The sequence below is a fragment of the Methylosinus sp. R-45379 genome (assembly GCF_001644125.1).
In the GTDB taxonomy this organism is placed as follows: Bacteria; Pseudomonadota; Alphaproteobacteria; order Rhizobiales; family Beijerinckiaceae; genus Methylosinus.
On the sequence record NZ_LUUM01000142.1, the window covers coordinates 1 to 1,609 of the forward strand.

General features: G+C 62.3%; 2 protein-coding genes. Both read right to left on the reverse strand.

Translation table 11 applies throughout. From position 1 onward, the window contains the following. Positions 1–126: 126 nt before the first annotated feature. Complete coding sequence (locus A1351_RS07055) at positions 127–1,386, reverse strand: ISAs1 family transposase (RefSeq protein WP_245291602.1); 1,260 nt, start codon at positions 1,384–1,386, stop codon at positions 127–129. A 7-nt stretch (positions 1,387–1,393) separates the two neighbouring features. Next, the coding region (locus tag A1351_RS07060; protein ID WP_245291603.1) for a hypothetical protein at positions 1,394–1,609 on the reverse strand (216 nt) is incomplete at its 5' end.

Consider the following 1,609-nt stretch of genomic DNA (forward strand, 5'->3'; position numbering starts at 1 on the left):
CGCTTCTTGCCCTTGATCTGTAGAGTCGAGGAAGGGCGCGGTGACGCGTTGGATCGCGCTCCGTTTCCCTTCCCCGCTCATCAAACCGGACGTGCAGATTTCCCGCATCCGGCTTTCCGACCAGCTTCATCGCAAAGCACTCGCCGGCGACACTTGGCGCCCACGCCGAAGACGCAATACTCCCAATTCGCCATGGACATGGTCCCGCGGGAATTGGCGCATGCTTCGTCCTTGCGCCTTGTGTCGTCTGCACAGGAAGCACATCACGCGATCGTAGACGTGCCGATCAACGGCCTCATAGGCCGACGCCAAGGAGCCGTAGCCGAAATACGCCGACCATCCGGCTAAAAGCCGGTTCAGCCGGTTGCGCACGATCGGCCACGCGCCCTTGTTGCTCGGCCGCAAAAGCTCGCTGACTTTCGTTTTGACCCGCAATATGCTCTTCTTCGATGGACTCGCGCCGAGGTACCGTCGGCCTCCGTTTGGAAGGTGACGGGGGCCGATGGAGTAGCCGAGGAAGTCGAAACTCTCCCGTCGAGCGTCTTTCAGCGAGGTTTTCACCTCGTTGATCGTCAGCCCGAGCTTCGTCATTACTGCCTTCGTCCACGCCAAGGCCTCCTCCGCATATCCGCGGCTGAGGATGACGAAGTCGTCGGCGTAATTGACGACGTTCGCGCGGAAAGCCTCGCCCCGTCCGGTCAACCGCCAATGCTTCAGGAAGCGGTTCATGTAGATCACGGAGAGCATTGGGCTGACGACCCCGCCTTGAGGCGTGCCGCGCATGCTGCTCTTTCCGCCGCTCATGCGCCGTCTCCCGTCGCCGTCCCGCTCCTCGACTGGCGCTTTCAGCCACAGCTTGATCAACTGTAGCACGTGCCGGTCGACGATGCGTCGGGCCACCGATTTGAGGAGGTCCGAATGCGGAATCGTGTCGAAATATTTCGACAAATCGGCGTCTACGACGTCGGTGTAGCCCCGGCAAACCAGCCGGTGTGCTTCCTTGCGGCTCGCGTCCTCGGCGAGCGTCACGTCGCGAACCCAATGGTTTTCGTTCTCCACGGCCCAATGGCCGCGGATGGCGCTGGCGAAGGTTTCTGCGGGCAGCATGACGGATGACGCATAGAAGGCGGCTTCCTCCCGTCGTTTCCACATCCCCGTGGCGGCGGAACGGATCAATGTCGAGCGTGTGACGCGCACGATCGCGGCGATCAACGTCCCCCATTCGCCGTCGCAGAGGGCGCCGCCGGGAGCGTAGACCTCGACATGCCGGTCTTCCTGGCGATTGCGCGCCAGATCGCGGCTGTCGGCCGTGGCGATTGGAGCCGCCGTCGCGGCGACATGTTCGCAGTGTTGCAGCAGGCTCGGCTGATTGCCTTTGACTTGCACGATGAGATCATTGCCGGTCGCTTTGGCGATCTCGAAGGTTTTTTTGGCAGTGCATGGCGTCGAGCGTGAAGACGCGCTCTTTCAAGCCCATGGCGGCGGTCAGCGCCTGCGCGGCGGGGATCTCATTCGATTTCTCGTCGATGACTTCATGCGCGAGAATGATCCGGATCCCCGCCGCGCAGGCGCTGACCGCCGCCATGGGCTTGAAAGAGCGCGTCTTCAC